Raw genomic sequence first — 21219 nt, forward strand, 5'->3', positions numbered from 1 at the left:
AAATGAAACATTTATCTTTGAATAATAGATGATTCAAATAAAATTCAAGGAATAGCAATATAAAGTTTAATGGAACTCAACAAATACAGTAAGAACGTCACCCAAGATCCCACCCAGCCAGCTGCACAGGCAATGTTACACGCAATCGGCCTCACCGATGCAGATTTGGAAAAACCACTGATAGGAATTGGGAGCACAGGTTATGAAGGTAATCCATGCAACATGCATTTAAATGACCTATCCAAGCATGTGAAGGAGGGCGTAAACGCCGGAGGTGCTGTCGGTTTAATTTTCAACACCATAGGGGTAAGTGATGGTATTTCGATGGGAACCTATGGGATGCGCTATTCATTGCCATCAAGGGATATTATTGCCGATTCCATGGAAACCGTGGTTCAGGCAATGAACTATGACGGTTTGGTTACTGTTGTTGGGTGTGATAAAAATATGCCAGGAGCCCTTATGGCCATGATTAGGCTCAATAGGCCATCCATTCTTGTTTATGGAGGTACCATTGCCTCAGGATGTCTCAATGGAAAGAAATTGGATGTGGTTTCTGCTTTCGAAGCCTGGGGAGAGAAGGTTGCAGGCACTATGAATGAAGAAGATTATAAAAGTGTAATACACAACGCCTGTCCTGGGGCAGGAGCTTGTGGGGGCATGTATACGGCCAATACCATGGCATCAGCTATAGAAGCATTGGGCATGGCCATGCCATTTAATTCTTCCAATCCTGCCATGGGGAATGAGAAAAAAGAGGATTGTTTCAATTCGGGAAGGGCACTTCAGAATTTATTGGAAAAGGATATCAAGCCTAGTGATATTATTAGCAGGAAATCCTTGGAAAATGCCATTCGATTGATCACAGTGCTAGGAGGGTCCACCAATGCGGTTCTCCACTTCTTGGCCATAGCCAAAGCGGCAGAGATTGAATTTACACTGGATGATTTCCAGAAAATTAGTGACACTACTCCATTTTTGGCCGATCTAAAGCCTAGTGGAAAATATCTAATGGAAGATGTACATAGGGTAGGAGGTATTCCTGCAGTAATGAAGTTTATGTTGGAGCATGGCATGTTGCACGGTGATTGTTTGACCGTTACCGGAAAAACAGTAGCAGAAAACCTAGCAAGCGTTCCCAGTTTATCGGAAGGCCAAGATGTGGTAAGGCCGGTAAGCAACCCCATAAAGCCAACGGGACATATTAGAATATTATATGGCAACCTTGCAGAAGAGGGTTCCGTAGCAAAAATAACCGGGAAGGAAGGTCTGTATTTTTCCGGACCGGCTAAAGTTTATGATGGAGAATTCTTGGCCAATGACGGGATCCGCAATGGAGAGGTTAAAAAAGGCAATGTTGTTGTCATAAGATACGAGGGCCCTAAAGGAGGTCCGGGAATGCCAGAGATGTTGAAGCCCACTGCGGCCATAATGGGTGCGGGACTTGGAAAGGATGTTGCATTGATCACAGATGGTAGATTTTCTGGAGGAACCCATGGGTTTGTTGTAGGCCACGTTGCTCCGGAAGCACAGGATGGTGGTACCATAGGCCTTTTACAGGACGGTGATATCGTCACCATAGATGCAGAAAAGAACAGTATCAGTGTGGATCTTTCGGATGCTGAAATACAATCGAGAAAGGCGAAATGGCAACAACCAGCATTAAAAGTAAACAAAGGGAGTTTGTACAAATATGCAAAAATGGTTTCATCGGCCTCCCAGGGTTGTGTGACCGATGAATTTTAGCAAAAGAACCATCCTTCGGGAAATATAGAGTACGTCAGTGCTAATGCAGGAATTTGAAAAATGGTTTTGAACAAATAGTGTTAAATTAAAAATGCCCTAAACCTTTCGACGAGATTGAGTGATGGGGAAAGGCCTATGGAAACAGTAAAAGAGAAAAAAACGGCAAAACAAGAAAGAGCGACTATGAGGATTAGCGGTGCTGAGGCCATTATCCATTGTTTATTGGCCGAGGGTGTGGATTTGATATACGGATACCCGGGAGGGGCCATCATGCCGGTTTATGATGAATTGTACAAGTTCCAAGATAAATTGACCCATATTCTTACCCGCCATGAGCAAGGGGCAACCCATGCCGCACAAGGATATGCTAGGGTTTCAGGTAAAGTAGGGGTTGCCATGGCCACATCAGGTCCCGGAGCAACCAACTTGGTAACGGGATTGGCAGATGCACAGATAGATTCTACTCCAATGGTTTGTATCACGGGACAGGTAGCCCGACACCTTTTGGGTTCTGATGCATTTCAGGAAACCGATATTATTGGAATCTCTACGCCTGTGACCAAATGGAACTACCAAGTGACCAAGGCATCGGAAATACCGGAAATATTGGCGAAAGCCTTTTATATTGCAAAATCAGGACGTCCCGGACCCGTGCTTATTGATATTACCAAAAATGCACAGTTCGATGAATTCGATTTTAGCTACGAACCCTGTAAGGCCGTTAGGAGTTACAATCCCTTTCCGAAACCGGAAATGAAGGCCATTGAAGCCGCTGCCAATATGATCAATGAAGCCAAAAAGCCGTATGTCATTTTTGGACAAGGGGTTATTTTGGGGGAAGCTGAAGCACAGTTAAAGGCACTGGTTGAGAAGGCAGGCATTCCTGCAGCCTGGACCATTTTGGGACTGTCTGCCATGGATACGGCCCATCCCCTGAATGTAGGGATGGTTGGGATGCATGGCAATTATGGTCCCAACGTGCTGACCAATGAATGTGATGTGCTGGTAGCCATAGGCATGCGCTTTGATGATCGGGTAACCGGTAATTTGGAAACGTATGCAAAACAGGCCAAGGTCATTCATTTTGAAATAGACCCGGCAGAAATAAATAAGAATGTCAAGGCAGACATCGGAGTTTTAGGCAATGCAAAAGAAAGTCTGGAACTTTTGTTGCCATTGATCAAGGAGAATACCCATGATTCCTGGCACCAGGAATTCAAGAAAAAATACCAGATAGAATTTGATACCGTCATCCATAAAGATATTCATCCTACCAAGGAAGGATTGACCATGGGAGAGGTTATCGAACAGATCAATACGGCCTCAAAAAACAAGGCGGTAATAGTTTCCGATGTTGGGCAACACCAAATGATTGCCTGTAGGTATGCAAAGTTCAACCAATCGAAAAGTAATATTACCTCCGGTGGCTTGGGCACCATGGGTTTTGCGCTTCCGGCTGCAATAGGTGCAAAAATGGGAGCTATGGACAGGGAAGTGGTTGCCATTATAGGTGACGGAGGGTACCAAATGACCATTCAGGAACTCGGAACCATTTTCCAGAACAAAACCCCTGTAAAAATTGTGGTATTGAACAATGAACATTTGGGTATGGTACGCCAGTGGCAGGAGCTATTCTTTGAAAAGCGATATGCGTCAACCATCATGACAAACCCCGATTTTGTAAAAATTGCGGAAGGGTATCACATCAAGGCTAAAAGGGTGACCGAACGTAAAGAATTGCAAGCCGCTGTTGAGGAGATGATCGCATCTAAAGAGGCGTATTTCTTGGAAGTAAAAGTAGAACAGGAGGATAACGTTTTTCCGATGATACCAACAGGGGCCTCGGTTTCAGACATTAGACTGAAATAATATCGCAGAATAGAATCAATTTAAAAAGATACTTCAATTTGAAGGAGAAAGAAAAGAGCATGGAAAAACAGTGGTTCACCATATCGGTATATTCAGAAAACAACGTCGGATTACTGAATAGAATATCCGGAATATTTTTGAAGCGACATATCAATATAGAGGGTTTAAATGTCTCAAAATCAGAAATAGAGGGCATTTCAAAATTCACTATAGTCGTCTTTACCACCGAAGAGTGGGTGCGTAAGATCGTGGGACAGATAGAAAAGCAGATCGAGGTGATCAGGGCCTTTTATCATACCGATGAGGAAACTATTTATCAAGAGTCTGCCTTATTTAAGATTGCCTCCAATTTATTGTTCGATGAACGACAGATACAGAATATTATAAAAGACAACAACGCCCAGATCGTAACGGTTTCGAGGGACTTTTTTGTAGTTGCCAAATCGGGCAGGCGTTCGGAGGTGGACGAAATGTACAGCCAGTTAAAACCTTACGGCATCATGCAGTTCGTTAGATCTGGAAGAATCGCCGTATCCAAGGCGGAAATGCAGATTTCTGCATTATTGCAAGAATTTCAAACAACAAATAATTAATCAATAAATACTACCCGATGTCAAGCGGGATTAAAACTCACATTAAAAATGGCAAACTATTTTAATACACTATCCTTAAGAGACCAACTGACCCAATTGGGCAAATGTAGGTTTATGCAATCTTCAGAATTTTCAGATGGTGTATCCGCCCTAAAGGGAAAAAAAATTGTAATTGTAGGTTGTGGGGCCCAAGGACTGAACCAAGGTTTGAACATGAGGGACTCAGGATTGGATATTTCTTATACCCTTAGGGCAGAAGCAATCAAGGAACAACGCCAATCCTATAAAAACGCCAAAGAAAATGGCTTTAATGTTGGTACTTATGAAGAATTGGTGCCGACTGCCGACGTGGTGGTCAATCTTACCCCCGACAAACAACATACCAGCGTGGTTTCAGCCGTAATGCCCTTGATGAAAAAAGGAGCGACCTTATCATACTCCCATGGTTTCAATATTGTGGAAGAGGGGATGAAGATCCGTGAGGACATCACCGTTATCATGGTAGCACCAAAATGTCCTGGATCTGAGGTCCGTGAGGAGTATAAAAGGGGATTCGGTGTACCTACTTTGATTGCCGTTCACCCAGACAACGACCCAGAAGGAAAAGGACTGGTACAGGCTAAGGCCTATGCTGTGGCCACCGGCGGACATAAGGCAGGTGTTTTGGAGTCGTCCTTCGTTGCTGAGGTAAAATCGGATCTAATGGGGGAACAGACCATTCTTTGTGGTCTTTTGCAGACAGGTTCTATCCTTTGTTTCGATAAGATGGTAGAAAAGGGAATCGATAAGGGGTACGCCTCCAAATTGATCCAATACGGTTGGGAAACAGTTACGGAAGGACTAAAATATGGTGGCATTACCAATATGATGGATCGCTTGTCCAATCCGGCGAAAATAAAAGCTTTTGAACTTTCAGAGGAATTAAAAGACATCATGCGTCCTTTGTTCAATAAACATATGGACGATATCATGAGCGGACATTTTTCCAAAACCATGATGGAAGATTGGGCCAATGACGATAAAAATTTACATACTTGGAGAGCCGCTACCGGTGAAACGGCCTTTGAAAAGACTCCAGCTGGATCGGATAAGATTACTGAGCAGGATTTCTATGACCACGGAGTTTTGATGGTAGCGATGGTAAGAGCTGGTGTGGAATTGGCTTTTGAAGCGATGACCGCTTCAGGAATTATTGCGGAATCTGCCTATTATGAGTCCCTACACGAAACACCGTTGATTGCCAATACCATTGCGAGAAAGAAACTGTTTGAAATGAACCGTGTCATCTCCGATACGGCCGAATATGGTTGCTATTTGTTCGATCATGCCTGTAAGCCACTGTTGAAGGATTTTATGAAGAAGATCGATACCGATGTCATCGGGAAGAAATATGGGGAAGGTAAGGGCAATGGCGTGGACAATGCAAAGCTGATCGCCGTGAACAAGGCCTTGAGGAACCATCCGGTTGAAATTGTAGGAGGCCGATTGCGCGCCTCTATGACCGCTATGAAACGTATCGTTTAAGTTGAGTTGAATTAGTTTATACAAGAGGTCGCAGTCGGTAACTTAATGCTTATATTAAGACTACCGGCTGCGATTAATTTTATCCATATCCCTCGGTTATGGCAAGCAAAGAATTATGGCAAACACTGTATCCACATATTTTCCAAAATTAGAGGACATAAAACAGGCCTCCCAAGTCATCAGGCAAGTGGCTGAGGTCACCCCATTGACACAAAGTATCAGGTATTCCCGGTTGTTCAGCTCCAATATTCTTTTGAAACGGGAAGACTTGCACCGGGTAAGATCTTATAAAATAAGAGGTGCCTTCAATAAAATAAGCTCACTTACAAAAGCGGAAACTGCCAAAGGCGTTGTTTGTGCCAGTGCAGGCAACCATGCACAAGGAGTTGCTTTTGCCTGTAACCATTTGGGAATCCATGGGACCGTTTATATGCCTTCCGTGACTCCCAAACAGAAAGTAGAGCAGACCAAAATGTTTGGGGGGGATTGGGTGACGGTCAATTTAATTGGAGATACCTTTGATGACTCTTCCAAAGCTGCCATGATAGCCTGCAAAGAGCAGGGGAAGACTTTTGTACATCCTTTTGACGATCCCAAGACTATAGAAGGGCAGGGCACCGTAGGTCTGGAAATATTGGAGCAATCAGATGTTCCCATCGACTATTTGTTTGTCGCCATAGGGGGAGGCGGCCTGGCCTCTGGACTTATTGGGGTGTTTAAGGCCCTATCCCCAAACACTAAAATTATAGGAGTGGAACCAGAAGGGGCGCCCTCCATGAAAACTTCTATGGCCAAGGGCCAGAACACGGAGTTGGAGTACATAGATAAATTTGTGGATGGCGCCGCGGTACAAAGGGTAGGGGATTACACCTTTGCCATCTGCAAAGAATACCTACATGATATGGTTACCGTACCCGAGGGTAAAGTCTGTCAGACCATTTTGGACCTATACAATAGGGATGCCATTGTTGTGGAACCTGCCGGGGCATTGACCATAGCGGCCCTGGACGATTTTAAGGAGGAGATAAAGGACAAAAATGTGGTCTGTATTGTCAGTGGTAGCAATAACGATATTACCCGAACGGCCGAAATTAAGGAAAGGGCGTTATTATATGGGCAGTTAAAGCATTACTTCATCGTCCGTTTTCCCCAAAGACCGGGTGCCTTAAAGCAATTTGTGGCAGATATCTTGGGACCCGATGACGATATTACCCATTTTGAATATTCCAAAAAATCAAGCAAAGAAAATGCACCTGCCATAGTGGGGATCGAATTGAAAAGTCCGGATGACCTGGAGCCCCTTATTTCAAGGATGAAGGAAAAAAACTTTTTCGGAGAGTACCTAAACGACAAACCAGACCTCTTTCAGTACTTAATTTAAGCACTGATTTAGGTAGTTTTGTGAGATGGAACAATTTCAATCGTTTTCGATTTCATTCTATGAAAAGTTATGGATGTTAAGGTGAAATTTAAGAATGTATTTTATTAACTTCGTTAGGGAGAAATATCAATTTTCGCCCTTTTATTTATTAAATTATTGGCAATTATGAGCAAAAAATCGAACATACCAGCAGAATTTGAAATTACCAATGTGATACATCACAATACCTATTTGGTAGATGGCGAACTGAAAAAATGGGAAGGAAATTCTACTGAGGTATTCTCCACCATATCTTCCACAGAAGCATATAAACCTACCTTATTGGGCAGCATTCCGGATATGGATGAAAAATCGGCCCTAGATGCCCTGGGAGGAGCTTTAAAGGCCTACAACCAAGGACAGGGTGCATGGCCTACCATGAGGATCAGTGAGCGCATTGAATGCATGGAAAAGTTCGTCAAAAAAATGGAGGCGAAAAGAAATGAAGTAGTGAAATTGTTGATGTGGGAGATTGGGAAGTCGCTCCCGGACTCCGAAAAGGAATTTGACCGTACAGTAGATTATATCTACGATACCATAGAGGATTACAAGCAGCTGGATAGGGATGCGGCTAAGTTCAAGAAGCACGATGGGGTATATGCCCATATCCGCAGAGGTCCTTTGGGAGTTGTACTTTGTTTGGGACCTTACAATTACCCATTGAACGAAACCTTTGCGTTGTTGATTCCTGCCATTATCATGGGAAATACCACCATATTTAAACCTGCCAAACATGGGGTATTACTTATTACACCGTTATTGGAGGCCTTTAGATCGAGCTTTCCAAAAGGCGTGGTCAATATTATCTTTGGAAGGGGAAGAACGGTGGCCAGTCCTATCATGAAAACCGGAAAAATAGATGTACTAGCCTTGATCGGGAACAGTAAATCTGCCAATGCACTGCAAGAACAACATCCAAAGAGCAATAGATTACGTCTGGTTTTGGGCCTTGAGGCAAAAAATCCGGCCATTGTACTCCCAGATGCCGATCTGGACCTTACCATTGATGAATGCATAGCAGGAACATTATCTTTTAATGGGCAGCGTTGTACGGCCTTAAAGGTGGTCTATGTACACGAGGATATCAGGGAAGAATTCAACAAACGTTTCGCCGAAAGGGTAGATGCCCTCAAATTTGGCAATCCTTGGGAGAATGGCGTAAAACTTACCCCATTGCCAGAGCCCGGCAAGCCGGCCTACATACAGGAATTAATTGATGATGCCCTTTCCAAAGGCGCAAAAATATTGAACAAAAAAGGAGGGCAGCATAGAGATAATTATATTTGGCCCGCGGTATTGTATCCGGTGACCAAAGATATGCGTGTATATCAGGAAGAACAGTTTGGTCCTGTAATACCGATATTGTCCTTTAAGGACATTGAGGAGCCCTTGGATGATATGGCAGCTTCCAACTATGGACAACAGGTAAGTCTGTTCGGGAAGGATGTTTATGCACTTGCTCCCCTCATAGATACCTTGGTGAATTTGGTCTGCAGGGTAAATTTGAACAGTTCTTGTCAAAGAGGTCCGGATGTGTATCCTTTTACAGGGCGTAAGGATTCGGCCCAGGCAACGCTGAGTGTACATGATGCTTTGCGTTCCTTTTCCATCCGGACTTTTGTGGCCTCCAAGGACAATGCACTGAACAATGAAATCTTGGAGAAATTATTGGATTCCAAACTTTCCAATTTCATAAGTACAGATTACATCCTATAATTCTTAAGCATGGGGAACAGGCGGGCATTCAAGAAATTAAAACTAAGGTCTTGGCCTGCCTGTTTGGTATTGGCTTTGACATTGATCTGTTGTAAAACAGAAAATGTAGGATTGAATTTTGAAAAAGCCCTAAACAGCACCCCCCATATTGAAGGTAAAAAGGAGTATTTGAATTCGCCTTTCGTTACGGCCGGTAACCGCGTTTATATGGTAGGGCATCAGGACGGTACCTTTCCAGAAATTGGGTGGCATATAAAAGGAGAAATGGGTGGTATTTGGGACCATCCAATCAAATTAATGGATGGATTTGATGCTGAACTGCTCTGGGAGGAGGAGCAATATGCCCTGGACAGTGCCCATACCTTTGTGAACTATCCCTTTGCCAATAGGCATGTCTTTTCAATTCCCAACAAACAATTATCGGTACAAAGATGGCAGTTCGTTCCGGACAATAAGGAAGGGGTGGTTATTCAATACGTATTGAAGAATACCTCCAATAGACCGGTTGAGCTGAAATTTAAATATACTGGATATTCTGACCTTCGTCCAACATGGTTGGGTGAACGTACTGCAATGGTTGATGGAGAGGACAAGGCCAGATACGACAATAGTCTTGGTATTTGGATGGTGAAGGATAGCCTTAATCCTTGGTACGTTGCCTTTGGTGCAGATCGTTCTCCCATGGGGCACCAATGGACCAAGAACCGATATGCAGGTAAAGGGAGTGCCTCTAATCTTACCTACCCTGTACGTATTGCTGCCAATGGGGAATGGGCCATAACCTTTACTATAGCTGGATCATATCAATCGAAAGAAGCTGTTGTACACAACTTCAAAGATATCCAAGGAAACTCAATAGAAGATTTAGTTCAAAAGGAACAGCGGTATCAGCAGTTGGCAAATAATTCTAAATTAACCGTCCCCGATAAAAAATTGCAGGAAACCTTCCAATGGCTCAAATACAATGCGGATTGGATGGTTAGAACCGTACCAGAAATTGGAACGGGCATAGCGGCTGGTATCCCAGATTATCCTTGGTGGTTTGGAGTTGATAGTGAATATGCCCTTAAGGGCTATATGGCCGTAGGGCAGACAGATGTAGTGGAAAAGACCATCAAACTTTTGGATAGTATGTCCAATGTAGTGAACGGCAATGGTAGGATTATACATGAAATGTCCACGAATGGGGCTGTTTTCAACAAGGGCAATATCAATGAAACGCCACAGTTCGCGTCAATGATCTGGGAAACGTATCGATGGAATGGGGATCTCAATTTTTTAAAAGCCTACTTTCCAACGATAAAAAAGGGATTGCAATGGCTGATGGAAGAGAATGATGGGAACAAAAATCTTTTTCCAGATGGATTTGGGATGATGGAAATACATGGGATGGATAGTGAAATGATCGATGTAGCGGCCTATACCCAAAGGGCCTTCTCAGATGCATCAAAAATCGCCCTAGAGCTCGGAGATCAAACACTGGCCAAATCCTATAGCGATACGGCGACTTTACTTAAGGAAAAAATTAATGCAGAATTTTGGTCGGAAACTTTTGGTTCTTATGCAGATTTTATAGGAACGGACCAGCAGGCGTTGAGACTTATCGACGATGCAATCGTTAGGGCAGATACATTGAATAAACCTTGGGCTGTTGAAGAACTTCAAAGAACAAAAAAATCCATTGTTCAAAATCCATCCGAAACTCCGAGACCTTTTGTTCTCCACCATAATTGGGTGGTCAACACGCCCATGGAAATGCAGATTGCCGATGAACATAGAGCTGATAAGGCCTTGGAAACTGCAGAAAAATATGTGAATCCGTTCGGGGTTTTTGTCACCGGCATAGATAGGGATGATTCTGCAGGAACAGACGAAGGTTCATTCAAGGGGAGTACGGTGTTCTCATACACAGGAGCTGTAATGACCTTGCCCACTGGAGTACAGGCGGTGGCAGAAAATAATTATGGGAATCCAGATAAGGCGCTGAACTATCTGAAAAGAATGTCCAGGTCGTTCAGTTATGCACTACCGGGAAGTATGTACGAGGTTTCCCCGGACTATGGGATGATTGCCCAAGCATGGAATATATATGGGTTTGCCATTCCTATTGTTCAACAGTTTTTCGGTATCCAACCAAACGCGGCTGAAAGAAGAGTGACCATAGCCATTCAAATGCCGGAGGAATGGGATAAGGCTTCCTTGGAGGATGTGGTAATAGCGGACAATAAACTGTCTATATTTTATGAAAAATCAAAAAGTGATATTTCACTTAAAGTAGTTCAACAAAATACGGATTGGACCATCGATATAGTTTTTCCTATGAACAAGGACAACGTAAAACATAGGATAATTTCGAGTCCAACTGATGTCAAATCAAGCAGTGACGCATATATAATCACTACAAAGCAAGCGTCTACTGATATTTTGGTCGCAATCATAAAAAGTCAACAACAAGAGTAAGGTCATTGGAAAACAACCGTCTAACTGTCTTCAAGTTCTTCCAGTTACTTCCGTTCCAATTATTTGATTAACAAGGTTTTTCCAGGGTCTCAATGACTCAGGTGGCAAGAGCCGTACCTATTTTTTAAATAGGGGGAAATATCAGATTATAACCATAGAATGCTAGGATTTAATTGGTTTTTATGGATGATATCAATGGTATGAATTGACATAAATTGGGTAAGAATGCATAGGGGAAGAAAAAAGGACGATTGTAATTTTGAAATGTAGTATTGAGGATATCCTATTAAAATAAAATTTAAGGAGACCTTGATTTTTTAACCTTAGAAATAAAGTATATGAATATAAAAACATCAAACAAAAAAGCCTTGATCGCACTGGCGATTGGAGGTTTCGGTATCGGGATGACAGAGTTTGTCATCATGGGAATTCTGCCCGATGTAGCAAACGCTTTGAATATTACGATTCCTCAGGCCGGTCATTTTATTGCCGCTTATGCCCTGGGGGTGGTAGTGGGTGCTCCCTTGTTTACCAGTATTGGGGGCAAATGGCCCGCACATAAGGTGTTATTGGGCTTAATGTTATGGTTTACGGTATTCAATACCCTGTCCGCCTTTTCAGATAGTTATTCCATGTTGTTGGTGTCCAGGTTTTTATCCGGATTACCACACGGAGCATTTTTTGGAATTGGCGCAGTGGTAGCAGGGAAATTGGCCAAACCGGGAAAAACGGCGTCTGCCATTGCCACCATGTTTGCCGGACTGACCATTGCCAATGTCATTGGGGTTCCCATTGGAACATATTTTGGTCACCATTTCGATTGGAGCGTTTCCTTTCTATTGGTAGGTTTGGTTGGTATTTTGGCCATGCTAAGCGTATATTTTTGGATGCCGACACTATCCAAATCTTCCGCCAAAGGCTTTAAGAAGGATGTGAAGGTCTTTAAACGAACCGAGCTTTGGGTCCTTATCCTGTTGACCACGATCGGTACTGGCGGATTTTTTGCCTGGTATAGTTATATTGCACCCTTGATCACCAAAGTATCCGGTTACCCTGAGAGTATGGTTGGTTATGCCATGATCATTGCAGGTTTGGGTATGGTTGTAGGGAATTTCCTTGGTGCAAAATTGACAGAGAAATTGGCTCCGATGAAAGCTATTATAGTCAGTTTATCCCTAATGGTAACGGTCTTGATCGTTAACACCCTGGTGGCCCAAAATCCAATCGCGATATTGGTGCTCACATTTTTTATAGGGATCATCGCTTTCAGTGTTGCCACACCCCTGCAGATGGCTATTATTAAATCTTCCAAAGGATCCGAAATGTTGGGCTCTTCCATGAACCAAAGTGCCTTTAATATGGGGAATGCCTCGGGAGCTTATTTGGCCGGATTGCCAATAGCCATGGGCTATGGTTTCACTTCGGCAAGTTATGTGGGAGCTGCATTGGCCGGATCGGGAATATTGATTGCCATAGCCATTGTTTGGAGCAAAAGGGAAAAACGTATCAAAGAAGAAAAACGAAGGATTGCCTTCAATAATTAGGTGTAGCTACCTAATCAACATCAACTAAAAATCCTCGTCAACATATGCTTATGACGAGGATTTTTTTATTTAATGAGCACAAGGTGAATAAATCCCTAAAAAAAAATTAGAGGTTTTTGGCCAACCAATTACCTACTTCACTGGTTTTATATGATTTTCCTCCCTCAGCCAGATCTTCGGTTACATAACCTTCGTTTAGGGATTTGTTCACCACGTCCCTAATGGCCTGTGCCTCCTCGGTCAGGTTGAAATCTTCAAACATCATCGCGGCAGACAATACGGTTGCCAAAGGATTGGCAATATCCTTTCCAGCTGCCTGGGGATATGATCCGTGAATGGGTTCGTATAGTTTTGCCTTGGTACCAACAGACGCCGATGGCATCAATCCCATGGACCCTGAGATAACGGAGGCCTCATCGGTAAGGATATCACCAAACAAGTTTTCAGTGATCAATACGTCATAGGAGTTGGGCCATTGTACCAACCGCATGGCAACCGCATCCACAAACTCATAGGAAACGGTGACTTCTGGATAGTCTTTTTCCATGGCTTGTACGGTTTCCCTCCATAGGCGTGAGGATTCCAATACATTGGCCTTATCCACACAACAAAGTTTTTTGGAACGTGTCATGGCCAATTCGAACCCTTTTTTGGCAAGACGTTGAATTTCGTGCCTTTTATAGGTACAGGTGTCAAAAGCGGTATTGCCGTTGTCCAGCCGTCCTCTTTCCCCAAAATAAATACCACTGGTCAGCTCCCTAAGGAATACCAAGTCAGTACCTTCAATTCGCTCCCGTTTTAAGGGCGATTTGTCAATAAGGGAAGGAAAGGTAAAAGTAGGCCTTACATTGGCGAAGAGTCCCAATTTTTGGCGCATTTTAAGCAACCCCTGTTCCGGTCGTACCTTAGCGGAAGGATCATTATCGAACCTTGGGTGTCCTATGGCCCCAAAAAGTACGGCATCCGCTGCCAAACAAATCTCATGGGTCTCATCCGGATAAGGTTCCCCAACGGCATCTATAGCGGCAGCACCGGTTAGTGCGGGTGTCCAATTGATTTCGTGCTTAAACTTGTCGGCAACGGCATTACATACTTTTACGGCCTGATCTATTACTTCTGGTCCAATTCCATCTCCTGCTAAAAGGGCGATATTTAATTTCATTTGATTGTATTTATGGTTTTTATGTCCTGTGATGTAACAGGTCATTATATGATATTCAACATTTTTTCTGTGGCCTTTATGGCCGAAACCGTTTGATCGGAATCCAATCCACGGGTCGTGAATTCCTTATGGTTGTGTTCCCAAGTGATAAGGGTCTCACAAAGGGCATCTGAATTACTTCCCGGAGGGATCCTAACGGCATAATCCACCAAATTGGGCAGGCTTATTTTCTTGGAACGATATACCTTTCTTAGGGCATTCATAAATGCATCGAACTGTCCGTCTCCTTGGGCGTGCTCCTCAAAGGATTCCCCATTGATTTCCACGGCCAGGGAGGTAGAGGGCTGCAATCCTTTGGAATGGGTAAGCACATATGATTTTACAAAAACTTTCTGTTGCAGGGATCCGCTATCCAGAACATCTGAAATGATGTAAGGAAGATCCTCCTTGGTCACCCTTTCTTTTTTATCCCCAAGTTCAATGATCCTTTGGGTCACTTTTTTGAGTTCCTCATCGTTCAAGGTCAACCCTAATTCCTGTAAATTCTTTTGGATATTGGCTTTTCCCGAGGTTTTTCCCAAGGCATACTTGCGCTTTCTTCCAAAACGTTCGGGAAGGAGATCATTGAAATACAGGTTCTTTTTACTGTCCCCATCTGCATGGATACCGGCGGTCTGTGTAAAAACATTGTCCCCTACAATAGGTTTGTTCGCTGGGATACCAAAACCGGTAAAGGCAGATACCAGTTTGCTGACCTTGAAAAGGGAAGGTTCCTTGATGGATATCTCAATTTCCGGCAAAAAATCATTTACAACGGCCACAACACTGGCCATTGGCGCATTGCCAGCCCTTTCTCCCATACCATTGACCGTCAGGTGTAACCCGTGACAGCCTGCTTTGATGGCTTCCATGACATTGGCAACACTAAGGTCATAATCGTTGTGTCCATGAAAATCAAAATGTAATCCTCGATATTTTTGAACGATCTGGGAAATAAAACTATAGGTTTCATAATGGGTCAATACCCCTAAGGTATCGGGCAACATGATTCTTTTTACCGGTTGTGTCGACAAAAATTCCAAATATTGAAAAACGTATTCTGGGGAGTTTCGCATGCCATTGCTCCAATCCTCGAGATATACATTGGTTTCAATCCCAGCTTCCTTGGCCTTGGCAATGGTTTCTCCAATCTCGGCAAAATGCTGCTCAGGAGATTTTTTGAGTTGGTGGGTCAGATGGTTCAAAGATCCCTTGGTCAACAAATTCTGTACCTTGGCGCCCGCGGTCTGCATCCAATTTAAGGAAACACCGTTGTCTACAAAGGTAAGGACCTCCACACGGTTCAAAACATCCTTACTACTGGCCCATTGGGTGATTTGCTGCACCGATTGCAATTCACCTTCCGAAACTCTGGCAGAGGCAACTTCAATCCTATCGACCTTGAGTTCCTCCAATAAAAGTTTGGCCAAAGTAAGCTTTTCAGAGACCGAAAAAGAAACCCCTGAAGTCTGCTCCCCATCCCTCAAGGTGGTATCCATTATTTCAATCTTTCTTTTCTTCATCTAACAAGTGCTCAAAATATGTTGTCAAAAACCCAATCAAAAAATTTAGATGCTTCTTGATTGGGCCTGTTCTTTTTGTTTCTTGGGTGTGAATTACAAAGGCAGGTCTTGTGAAAATTCGGTGATTTCTTCCTTCATGTTCAATAGGTAATCTATATCATCAAAACCGTTCAACATGTTTTCTTTCTTATACACATTGATGTCAAAAGATTCCTGTTCCCCAGTGTTTAAAATAGTAATGGTCTGCTCCTTTAAATTGATTTCCAATTGGGCTTTTGGATCGCTATCAATAGCGGCAAATATTTTCTCCAAGAAAGCTGGACTTACCTGTACGGGTAGGACTCCTACGTTCAAGCAATTGTTCCTAAAGATATCCGCAAAAAAGCTCGATACCACGCAGCGGAAACCATAATCATATACGGACCAAGCGGCATGTTCCCTGGAAGAACCAGAACCGAAATTTTTACCACCAACAAGGATTTTTCCACTGTACCTTGACTGGTTCAGTACAAAATCCTCTTTTGGGGAGCCATCCGGATAATATCTCCAATCGCGAAAAAGATTGTCCCCAAAACCAACACGTTCCGTTGCCTTTAAGAACCGGGCAGGGATGATTTGATCGGTATCCACATTTTCTATAGGCAATGGTACCGCGCTACTTCTTAATATTTCGAATTTATCGTATGCCATTTGTGTATTTTTTTATTGACCGAAGTGGCCCTATTTTTTGTGTTGGATTAGACGGTCTCTACTTTTTCCATTAATACCCTTGGATCGGTCACCTTACCGGTTACAGCGGCTGCAGCGGCTACCAACGGACTTGCCAATAGTGTTCTGGAACCTGGTCCTTGTCTTCCTTCAAAATTTCGGTTAGAGGTACTCACGGCGTATTTCCCTGCAGGAACCTTGTCATCGTTCATGGCCAAACATGCCGAGCATCCTGGTTCACGAAGTTCAAATCCGGCTTCGGTCAGGATATCCAATATACCCTCTTCCTTTATGGCCGATTCTACCTTATGTGATCCCGGAACCAACCAAGCAGTAACATTTGGTGCTTTTTGTCTTCCTTTGACTATAGAGGCAAAGGCCCTGAAATCTTCGATCCTACCGTTGGTACAACTGCCCAAAAAGACAAAATCTATAGGTTTTCCTATCATAGATTCCCCTTCCCCAAAAGCCATATACTGCAAGGATTTTTTGTACGTGGCAACGCCACCTTCCACCGCTTCAGCATTAGGAATATCTCTGGAAATACCGATGCCCATTCCTGGATTGGTACCATAGGTGATCATCGGTTCAATATCGGAACCGTTAAAAGTGACCTCTTTGTCATAAGTTGCCCCCTCATCGGTTTTCAATGTTTTCCAATATGCCATAGCCTTGTCCCAAGCCTCACCTTTGGGTGTAAACTCACGACCTTTGACATAGGCTATTGTTTTTTCATCAGGGGCGATCATTCCTCCACGGGCTCCCATTTCTATACTAAGATTACAGACGGTCATACGGCCCTCCATACTCATGTTCTTAAAGACATCTCCAGCGTATTCAACAAAGTATCCTGTAGCACCGGAGGTGGTCAATTGGGAGATGATATATAGGGCCACATCCTTTGGAGTTACCCCAAAATTTAGATCACCTTTTATATTGATACGCATGCTTTTGGGCTTGCTCTGCATTATGCATTGGGTCGCCAATACCATTTCCACTTCTGATGTTCCGATACCAAAAGCAATGGCACCAAAAGCCCCATGGGTAGAGGTATGTGAATCGCCACAAACTATAGTGGCACCCGGTTGGGTAATTCCGTATTCCGGACCCACCACGTGAACAATACCGTTTTTCTCATGACCCAAGCCCCAATAACTTATGCCGTGCTCTTTGGAGTTTTCTTCCAAAGCCTTCAACTGGTTCGCAGAAAGTGGATCTGCAACAGGCAAGTGTTGGTTGATGGTGGGTGTGTTATGGTCTGCTGTAGCAAAGGTGCGCTCTGGATGTTTTACGCCGATACCTCTACTTTTTAAACCCAAAAAAGCCACTGGACTTGTAACTTCATGGATCATATGACGGTCAATGAACAATACATCCGGACCATTTTCAATCTTTCGTACTACATGGGAATCCCATACTTTATCAAATAGCGTTTTTGCTTGGCTCATAATCATTGTTAATCTAAGTGGACAAATTTATTAAAACAAGGATTTTTGCCATAGAAACAAAATTCCAAATTACGATGTTCAACGAGTAAGTTGTTAAAATTTAGGTGTAGAAAATTAGTTATACTTATATTTGAATTTATCATCCCATATGTTTGGTAAGATGGACCAACAGTGCTGTTTTTACTATAATATTTCCCTATGAAAAATATTTCTCTATTAGTTCTAGTCTTATTTTTTTCCGCTTGTGATCGAGATTCGATCGAAGATAGGGCAGTCGCCGCTAGTTCTAATATTAAAATTATTGGAAAAGGGTATGATGCCAATGGTAATTTTCTCAGAAACGTATATCAATACGATAATCATCGTAACAAATATAATCCCAATGGCTCTATTGACCTTTTTTCCGAACTTGGAATCTCCGAAAGATTATACGCTGGTTATTTTGCTGATAAGAAAGGTATTACACTAAGGGAATATGTTAGAAACAATGAAAATATATTTCACTACAAAGACTTCAATACCAGTAAATTATTCAAAATTTCGATGCCTTATATCAATACCTCTCAATGGACTTATTGGCATCATAATGAGGTTATATATTTTTTTTATAAAGAAGATGATACCTACAATGCAACCGATGGGACGGTTGAGTATAAGATGAAACTTTTGAATTTAAAGACCAACGAAGAATCAACTATTGGCTTTGGGAAGTTTGATGATGGATTCTATGGTGTGAAAACGGCACTGGTAGGAAATAAAGTTTATCTCCATTGGAACCGATATAGTTATGATGCCAATACCGAAGAATTTTTTATGGCCTTCGATCTGGATAATTTGAAAATAATGGATAGGCGATCGGATTTTAAAAAGGACACTTATAATTTGGTTGGAGACGATAAGGGGAATTGTTATCTGTTTGGAAGGGAATTTAACTATAAATACGATTACAATTCCCAGTCGATGGAGGAATTGAGTATACAAGGAGAAACCACGTATTTATATAATAGCTATACGGGCTTTACAAATTCCCAGGTCATAATTGATGACAAATATTATGCATCCACCATTGGCCCTCAACCAGGAACAGGGGCAATTTATCCCATAATTTATGATTTAAAGACCGGGGAGGTGCAATGGATTGATATTTTTAATGAAATTACGCAATTTGAAGAAGACGAACATCCATGGCGGCCAATCGTACAGAGCTATAGCTTAGATTATAGAAATAAGGTTTATTTATTGGGCGCGTCCAATAATCTGGCCGTTCCACACAAGTCACATGGAGTTTTTACAGTTGATTTTGAGGGCAACGTTTTAAGCAAACAGAAAATACCAATAGCGCCTTTTCAGATAATCAACTAATGTAATTCCAAATATTCTTGTGCTTTATGAGCTGTGCATAGGTATACCGTATCACATGGTTTTCATCCTTTTGGAGGGAAGGGTCTTCTTTTAGTAATTGCAGGACGTGGTATCTGGCTGCCTTTAGAATATCATTGTCTATTACAATGTCCGCAATCTTTAAATTCAGTACCCCACTTTGTTGGGTGCCCATTAAATCTCCTGGCCCCCTAAGTTTAAGATCCACTTCTGCGATTTCAAATCCGTCATTGGTACTTACCATGGTCTCCAATCTGGTCTTTGCCTCTGCCGATAGCTTATGGCCCGTCATCAGGATGCAAAAACTCTGGTCCGCACCACGCCCAACCCTGCCTCTCAATTGGTGTAATTGCGATAATCCAAAGCGCTCTGCACTTTCAATGATCATCACGGAGGCATTGGGAACATTCACGCCCACCTCAATTACCGTGGTGGCCACCATGATCTGGGTTTTTCCGGCAACAAAGCGTTCCATTTCGTAATCTTTGTCCTCTGCTTTAAGCTGCCCGTGAACAATCGAAATTTGATAGTCGGGCAGGGGGAAGTCCCTCGAAATGCTGGCATATCCATCCATGAGGTCCTTGTAGTCCAAGGCTTCAGATTCCTGTATCAAAGGATAAACAATATAGACTTGTCTGCCTTTCTTGATTTCTTCCCTGATAAAAGCAAAGACTTTTAACCTATTGGCGTCATACCGATGCACCGTTTTTATGGGTTTCCTTCCTGGAGGAAGTTCATCGATCACAGAAATATCCAGATCCCCATAAAGGCTCATGGCCAAGGTTCTGGGAATAGGTGTGGCGGTCATGACCAGGATATGGGGAGGCATTTCGTTTTTATGCCATAATTTGGACCGTTGGGCTACCCCAAAACGGTGTTGCTCATCAATAATGGCTAGACCCAAATTTTTAAACTGCACCTTATCTTCCAGCAGTGCATGGGTCCCGACCAAAATATGTAGTTCCCCGCTTTCCAATTGCTCATGGATTACCTTTCGGGCCGACTTTTTTACAGAACCTGTCAATAGGGCTATCTCAATTCCTACTCCTTTCAACAGTTCTTTGATACCATTGAAATGTTGATTGGCCAAGATTTCGGTAGGGGCCATCAGGCAAGCCTGAAATCCATTGTCAATGGCCAGCAACATGGTCATTAGGGCCACAATGGTTTTTCCCGAGCCAACATCGCCCTGTAACAAGCGGTTCATTTGGGCATTGCTGCCCAGATCGGTCCTGATTTCCTTGATGACCCTTTTTTGGGCATTGGTAAGCTCAAAAGGGAGGTGGTTGTTGTAAAATTCATTGAATATGGTGCCCACCTTGTCAAAATTATAGCCTTTGATCTTCTGTTTTCGAAGTAGTTTTTTAGAAATCAACTGAAGTTGCACATAAAAGAGTTCCTCAAACTTCAAGCGGAATTGGGCTTTGGCCAACAGTTCCGTGCTCTTTGGGAAATGTATGTTGAACATGGCCTTACTCTTGGGTAACAGGTGCAACTCCTTAAGCAATGGTTCGGATAAGGTTTCCCTGAAATGCCCCTTGGTTTCTATAAACAATTGCTGCATCAGCTTATTGATGACCTTATTGGAAATGCCTTTGTTGCTCAGTTTCTCCGTGGAGGGATAAATGGGCTGCATGGCAATCTGAATTCCTTTTTCATGATCCGATTGTAGTTCCATGTCAGGATGGGGCATGGAAAAGGTGCCGTTAAAAAAATTGGTCCTTCCAAAGACCACATAAGGTATGTTCAGCTTAATATTTTCGCGTATCCACTTTTGTCCTCGGAACCATACAAGTTCCATTTGTCCGGTTTCATCAACAAAAGTCGCTACCAGGCGTTTTCCTTTTTTCTGTTCCACGGATTTTAAATGGACAATCTTTCCCACGACCTGCACATCGGCACTGTTCCGTTGCAATTCGTTAATCTTATAATACTGGGTTTTGTCTATATACCTGTTGGGAAACAGGTTGATGAGATCTTGGTAGGTATGTATTCCCAACTCCGATTGGAGTGTTTCGGCCCTATTTGGACCCACTCCTTTAAGGTAAACGATAGGTGTTTGAAGGGAAATGGAATTCATGCGTCTA

The 21219-nt window shown here is 42.9% G+C and carries 14 protein-coding genes; 9 read left to right on the plus strand and 5 right to left on the minus strand.

Features of this window, described 5'->3' with window-relative positions; translation table 11 throughout:
• The first annotated feature begins 69 nt into the window (after positions 1-69).
• From ilvD to WAA86_RS03275, 8 genes are all read left to right on the plus strand, one after another.
• A complete protein-coding gene (gene ilvD, locus WAA86_RS03240; protein ID WP_337299542.1) occupies positions 70-1746 on the plus strand; it encodes a dihydroxy-acid dehydratase in 1677 nt (558 codons plus the stop codon).
• 135 nt (positions 1747-1881) lie between these two features.
• Positions 1882-3615 (plus strand): biosynthetic-type acetolactate synthase large subunit, encoded by a 1734-nt coding sequence (gene ilvB / locus WAA86_RS03245; RefSeq protein WP_337299543.1) that lies wholly within the window; start codon positions 1882-1884, stop codon positions 3613-3615.
• Between the two features lie 59 nt (positions 3616-3674).
• Positions 3675-4208: an acetolactate synthase small subunit gene (gene ilvN, locus WAA86_RS03250; protein WP_337299970.1), complete on the plus strand. Its 534-nt coding sequence runs from the start codon at positions 3675-3677 to the stop codon at positions 4206-4208.
• A gap of 48 nt (positions 4209-4256) precedes the next feature.
• Positions 4257-5732, plus strand: coding sequence for a ketol-acid reductoisomerase (gene ilvC, locus WAA86_RS03255; RefSeq protein WP_337299544.1), 1476 nt, complete (start codon positions 4257-4259; stop codon positions 5730-5732).
• A 115-nt stretch (positions 5733-5847) separates the two neighbouring features.
• The gene (gene ilvA / locus WAA86_RS03260) at positions 5848-7113 is read left to right on the plus strand and encodes a threonine ammonia-lyase IlvA (protein WP_337299545.1); all 1266 of its coding nucleotides are present in this window, start codon (positions 5848-5850) and stop codon (positions 7111-7113) included.
• A gap of 165 nt (positions 7114-7278) precedes the next feature.
• A complete protein-coding gene (locus tag WAA86_RS03265) occupies positions 7279-8868 on the plus strand; it encodes an NADP-dependent glyceraldehyde-3-phosphate dehydrogenase (RefSeq protein WP_337299546.1) in 1590 nt (529 codons plus the stop codon).
• 9 nt (positions 8869-8877) lie between these two features.
• Complete coding sequence (locus WAA86_RS03270; RefSeq protein WP_337299547.1) at positions 8878-11328, plus strand: alpha-L-rhamnosidase-related protein; 2451 nt, start codon at positions 8878-8880, stop codon at positions 11326-11328.
• Positions 11329-11666: 338 nt separating this feature from the next.
• Positions 11667-12872, plus strand: a complete 1206-nt coding sequence (locus tag WAA86_RS03275; protein WP_337299548.1) for an MFS transporter — start codon at positions 11667-11669, stop codon at positions 12870-12872.
• Positions 12873-12978: 106 nt separating this feature from the next.
• Here the strand turns inward: WAA86_RS03275 and leuB are convergent, their stop codons facing one another.
• From leuB to leuC, 4 genes are all read right to left on the minus strand, one after another.
• On the minus strand, positions 12979-14034 hold the full coding sequence (leuB, locus tag WAA86_RS03280) for a 3-isopropylmalate dehydrogenase (RefSeq protein ID WP_337299549.1): 1056 nt from the start codon (positions 14032-14034) through the stop codon (positions 12979-12981).
• A gap of 44 nt (positions 14035-14078) precedes the next feature.
• Positions 14079-15596, minus strand: coding sequence for an alpha-isopropylmalate synthase regulatory domain-containing protein (locus tag WAA86_RS03285; protein ID WP_337299550.1), 1518 nt, complete (start codon positions 15594-15596; stop codon positions 14079-14081).
• 93 nt (positions 15597-15689) lie between these two features.
• Entirely contained in the window at positions 15690-16286 is a 597-nt protein-coding gene (gene leuD, locus WAA86_RS03290) for a 3-isopropylmalate dehydratase small subunit (RefSeq protein ID WP_337299551.1), read from the minus strand.
• A 47-nt stretch (positions 16287-16333) separates the two neighbouring features.
• Positions 16334-17752: a 3-isopropylmalate dehydratase large subunit gene (gene leuC / locus WAA86_RS03295; RefSeq protein WP_337299552.1), complete on the minus strand. Its 1419-nt coding sequence runs from the start codon at positions 17750-17752 to the stop codon at positions 16334-16336.
• A 198-nt stretch (positions 17753-17950) separates the two neighbouring features.
• Between leuC and WAA86_RS03300 the strand changes: the two genes are divergently transcribed.
• Positions 17951-19114 (plus strand): hypothetical protein, encoded by a 1164-nt coding sequence (locus WAA86_RS03300; protein ID WP_337299553.1) that lies wholly within the window; start codon positions 17951-17953, stop codon positions 19112-19114.
• Here WAA86_RS03300 and recG read toward each other — a convergent pair.
• Positions 19107-21212, minus strand: a complete 2106-nt coding sequence (recG, locus tag WAA86_RS03305) for an ATP-dependent DNA helicase RecG (protein ID WP_337299554.1) — start codon at positions 21210-21212, stop codon at positions 19107-19109. The two genes, WAA86_RS03300 and recG, sit on opposite strands and share 8 nt — an antisense overlap.
• Positions 21213-21219 lie beyond the last annotated feature (7 nt).

The sequence above is a fragment of the Sediminicola sp. 1XM1-17 genome (genome assembly GCF_037203765.1).
Taxonomy (GTDB): Bacteria; Bacteroidota; Bacteroidia; order Flavobacteriales; family Flavobacteriaceae; genus Sediminicola.

Coding starts and splice junctions, on each gene's coding strand:
- WAA86_RS03285 (WP_337299550.1), bottom strand. CDS start 15,596: ATGAAGAAAAGAAAGATTGAAATAATGGATACCACCTTGAGGGATGGG.
- ilvB (WP_337299543.1), top strand. CDS start 1,882: ATGGAAACAGTAAAAGAGAAAAAAACGGCAAAACAAGAAAGAGCGACT.
- WAA86_RS03270 (WP_337299547.1), top strand. CDS start 8,878: ATGGGGAACAGGCGGGCATTCAAGAAATTAAAACTAAGGTCTTGGCCT.
- leuC (WP_337299552.1), bottom strand. CDS start 17,752: ATGAGCCAAGCAAAAACGCTATTTGATAAAGTATGGGATTCCCATGTA.
- ilvC (WP_337299544.1), top strand. CDS start 4,257: ATGGCAAACTATTTTAATACACTATCCTTAAGAGACCAACTGACCCAA.
- ilvA (WP_337299545.1), top strand. CDS start 5,848: ATGGCAAACACTGTATCCACATATTTTCCAAAATTAGAGGACATAAAA.
- ilvD (WP_337299542.1), top strand. CDS start 70: ATGGAACTCAACAAATACAGTAAGAACGTCACCCAAGATCCCACCCAG.
- leuB (WP_337299549.1), bottom strand. CDS start 14,034: ATGAAATTAAATATCGCCCTTTTAGCAGGAGATGGAATTGGACCAGAA.
- recG (WP_337299554.1), bottom strand. CDS start 21,212: ATGAATTCCATTTCCCTTCAAACACCTATCGTTTACCTTAAAGGAGTG.
- leuD (WP_337299551.1), bottom strand. CDS start 16,286: ATGGCATACGATAAATTCGAAATATTAAGAAGTAGCGCGGTACCATTG.
- WAA86_RS03275 (WP_337299548.1), top strand. CDS start 11,667: ATGAATATAAAAACATCAAACAAAAAAGCCTTGATCGCACTGGCGATT.
- WAA86_RS03265 (WP_337299546.1), top strand. CDS start 7,279: ATGAGCAAAAAATCGAACATACCAGCAGAATTTGAAATTACCAATGTG.
- WAA86_RS03300 (WP_337299553.1), top strand. CDS start 17,951: ATGAAAAATATTTCTCTATTAGTTCTAGTCTTATTTTTTTCCGCTTGT.
- ilvN (WP_337299970.1), top strand. CDS start 3,675: ATGGAAAAACAGTGGTTCACCATATCGGTATATTCAGAAAACAACGTC.